This is a genomic window from Pseudomonas sp. F220 (genome assembly GCF_057813935.1).
Window position 1 is genome coordinate 23,768 of record NZ_JBVASJ010000053.1, and the last position, 6,188, is coordinate 29,955.

Below are 6,188 nucleotides of genomic sequence, written 5' to 3' on the forward strand. Positions count from 1 at the left end.
ATGCCGGCCCTGCGCATCAGGGCCGGCGTTTGCTTTGAGGGTCCTCCGTGAATGGAACAACTGCGCGCCGTGAACTAACCTCTGCCTGCAACCGGCACCGCACGCAGCCAACCGCCGCTACATCGACTACTTGGAGAACCGTCATTTCCACCGACGACGCCGATCAGCTCCGACAGCTTCTGGCCCAGTGTTCACTGGGCGACCGTCGCGCGTTTGAAACCCTCTACCGCAGCGTTGCCCCGCGTTTGCACGGCGTGGCGTTGCGCTTTATGGGGCGTCGCGATCTGGCTGAAGATGTGCTGCAAGAGAGCTTCGTGCGGATCTGGAACAACGCCTCACGCTACCAGGAGCATCTGTCCGCGCCGCTGACCTGGATGATCAACATCACCCGAAATCAGGCCATAGACCAGTTACGCAAACATCGCGACCGGCCTCTTGGCGAGCGGGAAGAACAGGCGCTGGTCGATGAAGCCCCGTCTGCCCATGAACTGTTGAGCCGTGTGCGCGACGCCAGTGCATTGAAGCACTGCCTGGAAAACCTCGAAGGCATGCAGCGTCAATCGATCACCGTCGCCTACTTTCAGGGTTTATCGTGCGCTGAGCTGGCCGAACATCTGGCCGCGCCACTGGGCTCGGTCAAATCCTGGATTCGCCGCGGTATGGAGCGCCTGCGCAGGTGCCTTGAAGCATGAACAACCTGACCCCCCGCCTGCGCCGCGCACTGGCCGCCGATTACGCCATCGGCTTGATGCCCGCCGCTGCTCGCCGGCGTTTCGAACAACTATTGCGCGAAGATGCCGCACTGCGCGCTGAGCTGGCCCAGTGGCAGGAAACCCTGGTCAGCCTGAACGAGCCGCTGGTCGAAGAGCCGGTGCCGGACCGCGTATGGCGGGCCATCACTGCACGGATCGAGCCGCAGCAATTACACGTGCCAGAGAAGCGTCCGTTCTGGAATTGGCTGCGCGTCACCGCCGCGGTGTGTTCGCTGCTGGTGGCCGTGACCCTGGGCATTCTCTACACCCGTGACGACGCCCGTTACAGCGCGACGCTGATCAGTGCCACCGAACAACCTGCGTTGCGGATCAAGGCCCATGACGACTACCTGCAAGTCGAACCACTGACCCTTGCTGCCGTCGAACCGGGTCGCAGCCTGGAACTGTGGGCCATTGGACCCGACGGCAAACCGATCTCCCTCGGCCTGCTGCCGGTCGGCGGCAAAGGCCGGGTCAACCTGAGCGAAGAGCAGCAAACCCTGCTCTGCACGCCGATTGCGCTGGCCGTCAGCCTTGAACCACAAGGCGGCTCGCCGACCGGGCAACCGACCGGGCCGGTGCTGTATCAGGGGCAGTTGGCGGCGTTGTAAGATTGATCGTTCACTCCGTGTGTGAGAATGCAAAAAGTTGTCTGCTTGCAGGTACTTTTGCACCCGCAAAGCCGCTTGTTTTATGGCGGCTGTGCGCGGGAGACTCTCGAGTCTGCCGGTTTTCTCTGTTGCCGGTTCGCCAACCCGCGTACAGCCGCCACCCTTCGTTTGGCGACGAATAGTGACGGCATTCAGCGAACAAAATAGAGAGCAAATCATGAACCGATACATGCCCATCACCGGCATCGACAACGACTTCCACTCCCAGCTCATCGACACTCAGGCACCCCCCGACGTGCTCCACGACACGGCCGCCTACCGCATCCGCGCCGTGACCCAGCTGCTGGAAAACCTTGTCCTGCGCGAAGAAATCAGCAGCGACGCGGTGGTGCTCCACGACTTCGCCCGAGTCCTCGCCATCCCCCTGCGCGACGGCTGCGACTTGATGGACGTAATCGGGCGGCGGTTGCAGGCGCAAGCTTCGTCATAAAAAACTCACGCCGATCGTTCCCACGCTCCCGCGTGGGAATGCAGCCCGTGACGCTCTGCGTCACATCCAAGAGCGTCCAGTGAGGCATTCCTTTGCGGCGCGTGGGGACGATCAAATCCGTCTTCTTCACTAATGACCCTACTCACACCCCAATACTTTCAAGGCAGTCAACCGCCCGTCCGAAACACCAGACTTGTCGATGCGACCTGTAATTTCTGACAGTAGACGAAACATCATCCAGGACTTAAAACTTTATCAACAGGGTTTCACCCCTACAGACGGATACCTTGCACATCACTGTCTAACTAATAAAAGGAACTTAAATGATTACTTACATCTACACCGCCCGCGCGGTTAATGGCATTCACAGTAACCAATATGGATCAGTGGACGCAGACACCCCCAAAGAAGCAAAAAAGAAAGTCAAAGGCAAATTCACTTATCCAGTGAAGGTCGAAATTATAGTGCTCCCAGAAGCGGCGACAAAAAACAGACTTATTTAAAGCACTCACCTCAAACCTCGATTTAACCTCGCGGCCCATCGTCGATGGTTGATGATTTCGGCCTCTCTGCAGCCCGCCCCTAGCAGTTCTGCTAGTAGGCAGCGTTGGGCAATTCAGGGAGAGTAATAACCTGAATCGACGCACCTCTCAGGGAACTCATCCCATGCCGACGAACCGCGAAACCCTGCTCTGCCACTACCATTACGACCCACTGGATCGCCTGGCCGCTTGCACGCCATCGGCGCAGGCCAGCACCCGGCGCTTCTACCTGAAAAACCGTTTGGCCACCGAGATTCAGGGCTCGGAGCAGCGCTCGATCTTTCAGCAGGAGGATCAACTGCTGGCGCAACAACAGCACCAGGGCGGCACCGTGGAAACCACCTTGCTAGCCACTGATCAACAGCGCTCGGTCTTGAACGCACTCAACGCGACACAGCCTCACCCCCTCGCCTATACACCCTACGGCCATCGAGCCCCGGGGGGTGGTTTGCTCAGCCTGCTCGGCTTCAACGGCGAACGACCGGACCCGGTGACCGGGCATTATTTATTGGGTAATGGCTATCGGGCGTTTAACCCAGTGTTAATGCGTTTCAACAGCCCGGACAATTGGAGTCCGTTTGGGAAGGGTGGGTTGAATGCGTATGCGTATTGCGGGGGTGAACCGGTCATGAATCAGGATTCGACTGGGCATGCTTTCTTTTCGTTGTTTCGCATTGGGCTCAACAATCTGATAGATACAACGAATGATTTTCTTCGTGCCTATCAGGCGCAAAGAGCAGCAGGCCATAACGCTGTGAGCGCTTTGAGTTCAAGCGTTAATGGACAATTGCTCAACACCTTGGGAGCTCCCAACCCGAATGGACTCTCAAAGCTTGGGGCGGCGCCAAGTAATAATCCCTTCACCGCCAAAGATGGTTGGTTTCATTCTAAGGTTGGGGGGCTCCCAAGTTCGACTCCGTCTCGGGAAAGTAACGCCTCACTCCCCGGCTCATCCGGCGGCGCAAGCATGTGGGACCGTTTGGCCGCTAGAACTCAAGCAACGCAGGTCGCTTCAGTAGGTCCAAATTACGGTCGATCAACGCAGATTGCGGTGGTAAAACCAAATCAATCTACGCCTCCTTCAGCTGCTGTATCTGGATCGTCCTCAGCCGCCGCGAATCGCCCTGTCGCTACCATACAGCCATACAGACCCGCAAATTACTCATCTTCAAACTCCACCTGGTCTGGAGAGTCAGGGCCAAGCGATTGGAGTTCAGGTTCGTCCAACTCCTCGATAAGAAGGGGCAGGCGTTAAATCTGGTAGGAAAGTATCCCGCTAACTGAATAATGGGTGCGTATCGTCGAAGCCGATGATTCCGCCCCATCAGCAACCCCGACCCTAGCAGTTCTGCTAGTAGGCGGCATTGGCCAATTCAGGAAGAGTAATAACCTGAATCGACAAGCCTTTCAGGGAGTTCACACCATGCCGACGAACCGCGAAACCCTGCTCTACCGCTACCACTACGACCCATTGGATCGCCTGGCCGCTTGCACGCCATCAGCGCAGGCCAGCACCCAGAGCTTCTACCTGAAAACCCGCCTGGCCACCGAAATTCAGGGCTCGGTGCAGCGCTCGATCTTTCAGCAAGACGATCAACTGCTGGCCCAACAACAGCGCCAGGGCGGCACTGTGGAAACCACCTTGCTCGCCACCGATCAACAACGTTCGGTGTTGATCGCACTCGACGCGACACAGCCTCACCCCCTCGCCTATACACCCTACGGCCATCGAGCCCCGGGGGGTGGTTTGCTCAGCCTGCTCGGCTTCAACGGCGAACGACCGGACCCGGTGACCGGGCATTATTTATTGGGTAATGGCTATCGGGCGTTTAACCCAGTGTTAATGCGTTTCAACAGCCCGGACAGTTTGAGTCCGTTTGGGGAGGGTGGATTGAATGCGTATGTGTATTGCGCTGGGGATCCGGTGAATCGGAGCGATCCGACAGGGCATATTTGGGCGTGGGTGAAGTATGTATTAAGAAAGCTTAGGGTTATGAGAAAGGCTACACAAAATATCAAAAAGCCCCTGCCTCCCAGAACAATATCTGCCTTGGGATTTCACGGAACCACAGTCGCTGGCGCTGATAACCTGGTAAAAAATGGCCCGTTGGAAAAATTTTCCGGCACCAACAGTAGCTTAACAAAACTGAAACATGGTGAAGGGCTCTATATCACACAAGAGGTAGAGGGCGCCGACAGTTATGCCAGAGACTTTCTGCACCACCCCACCAAACCTGCTGACAGTGCATCAGTGGTTAAAGTCTACGTGAAAAATATTCAATCTAAAAAACATGGAGTGGACTACACCGTGGGCACCGGCCAGGATGAGGGGACAGTTATCCTTCACCCTATTATGTATGATGACATTTCAGTCAAACATTATTATTCCGTTATACCTCGTACCGCCCGCTCTCCAGTTCAGAAAGCTCTCATCATTCGCAAATAATAAACTTGGTTATCTAAAAGCACGGGGAGAATGGGAACGGATTCATTTATAGCGTTCACATCAACACTCGATGTAGCCGCTTGGCGCATCGTCGAATTGATGATTTCGACCTCCCGACAGCCTCCGATCCTAGCAGTTCTGCTAGTAGGCAGCATTGGCCAATTGCGCGAGAGTGAGGACCTGAATCGACGAGCCTTTCAGGGAGCCCACCCCATGCCGACGAACCGCGAAACCCTGCTCTGCCGCTACCACTACGACCCACTGGATCGCCTGGCCGCTTGCACGCCATCGGCGCAGGCTAGCACCCAGCACTTCTACCTGAAAACCCGCCTGGCCACCGAGATTCAGGGCTCGGTGCAGCGCTCGATCTTTCAGCAAGAGGATCAACTGCTGGCGCAACAACAGCGCCAGGGCGGCACCGTCGAAACCACCTTGCTCGCCACCGATCAACAACGCTCGGTATTGTACGCACTCGACGCGACGCGGACTCATCCCCTCGCCTACTCACCTTACGGCCACCGAGCCCCGGAAAACGGCTTGCTCAGCCTGCTTGGCTTCAACGGCGAACGCCCGGACCCGGTGACCGGGCACTATCTGCTGGGTAATGGCTATCGGGCGTTTAACCTGGTGTTGATGCGCTTTAACAGCCCGGACAGTTGGAGTCCGTTTGGGGAGGGTGGGTTGAATGGGTATGCGTATTGTGGGGGGGATTCGGTTAATCGCCGCGACCCAACTGGCCATTCATTTTGGAGTAAAATGCTTGGCTTCTTAAGCAACCTCTTTCCACGAGCCAAATCAAAACACACTTTTGAGCTACTAGAAGTTAGCAGACCCACACAGCCATTTAATAAGATAAGAAGACTCTCTACCCCGACGCCAAAAGCACAAGATGCAATCTACGAAATGGCTGGACATCATGGCTCTACAGACAAACATTCAAAAAAACTCATGCAAGGAATAGATCCCGAATTGGGCATCGGAAAAAAACAACTAGGAAAGGGATTCTATGCAACCATAGATCCTAACTTAGCCAAAGGATACGCCAAATTAAGAGCTTTAGAGTCAGGCGCAGTTCCAGAGGTATACAGCGTTTACGTAAAAAACTACTCAGGGATGATCCCAGAGCGTGATTACAGCACATCCATTCATCGTGGCATCAACGGGGGATACACCACGCAAACTATTTTCATGCCCCATGTAGCCGATATGATTTCCATTAGGGAGACGCTGAACAATTAACCCGTTCGCACCGCCCCCATTGCCAAGCCGGTTTTTTTCAACCTGCCGGCCTTATTTTGCATTTCCAGGGCCGATTTTCGCCCTCATTTTGCTGATTTTCGGGTCAAC

At 55.7% G+C, this 6,188-nt stretch carries 8 protein-coding genes; 7 read left to right on the forward strand and 1 reads right to left on the reverse strand.

What is annotated here, in order from left to right; translation table 11 throughout:
* Positions 1-47: 47 nt before the first annotated feature.
* From ACZYSM_RS27220 to ACZYSM_RS27245, 6 genes are all read left to right on the forward strand, one after another.
* A complete protein-coding gene (locus tag ACZYSM_RS27220; protein WP_489076463.1) occupies positions 48-692 on the forward strand; it encodes a sigma-70 family RNA polymerase sigma factor in 645 nt (214 codons plus the stop codon).
* On the forward strand, positions 689-1,363 hold the full coding sequence (locus ACZYSM_RS27225; protein WP_489076465.1) for an anti-sigma factor: 675 nt from the start codon (positions 689-691) through the stop codon (positions 1,361-1,363). Before ACZYSM_RS27220 ends, ACZYSM_RS27225 begins: the two co-directional genes overlap by 4 nt.
* A 217-nt stretch (positions 1,364-1,580) precedes the next feature.
* On the forward strand, positions 1,581-1,853 hold the full coding sequence (locus ACZYSM_RS27230; RefSeq protein ID WP_489076467.1) for a hypothetical protein: 273 nt from the start codon (positions 1,581-1,583) through the stop codon (positions 1,851-1,853).
* Between the two features lie 323 nt (positions 1,854-2,176).
* Positions 2,177-2,356, forward strand: a complete 180-nt coding sequence (locus ACZYSM_RS27235; protein ID WP_489076469.1) for a hypothetical protein — start codon at positions 2,177-2,179, stop codon at positions 2,354-2,356.
* Between the two features lie 163 nt (positions 2,357-2,519).
* Entirely contained in the window at positions 2,520-3,650 is a 1,131-nt protein-coding gene (locus ACZYSM_RS27240) for an RHS repeat-associated core domain-containing protein (RefSeq protein ID WP_489076471.1), read from the forward strand.
* 168 nt (positions 3,651-3,818) lie between these two features.
* Entirely contained in the window at positions 3,819-4,841 is a 1,023-nt protein-coding gene (locus tag ACZYSM_RS27245) for an RHS repeat-associated core domain-containing protein (protein ID WP_489076473.1), read from the forward strand.
* Between the two features lie 141 nt (positions 4,842-4,982).
* Here ACZYSM_RS27245 and ACZYSM_RS27250 read toward each other — a convergent pair whose 3' ends face one another.
* Positions 4,983-5,333 (reverse strand): hypothetical protein, encoded by a 351-nt coding sequence (locus ACZYSM_RS27250; RefSeq protein ID WP_489076475.1) that lies wholly within the window; start codon positions 5,331-5,333, stop codon positions 4,983-4,985.
* A gap of 45 nt (positions 5,334-5,378) precedes the next feature.
* Here ACZYSM_RS27250 and ACZYSM_RS27255 point away from each other — a divergent pair, with 45 nt between their 5' ends.
* Positions 5,379-6,080, forward strand: a complete 702-nt coding sequence (locus tag ACZYSM_RS27255) for an RHS repeat-associated core domain-containing protein (RefSeq protein ID WP_489076477.1) — start codon at positions 5,379-5,381, stop codon at positions 6,078-6,080.
* The last annotated feature ends 108 nt before the right edge of the window (positions 6,081-6,188 follow it).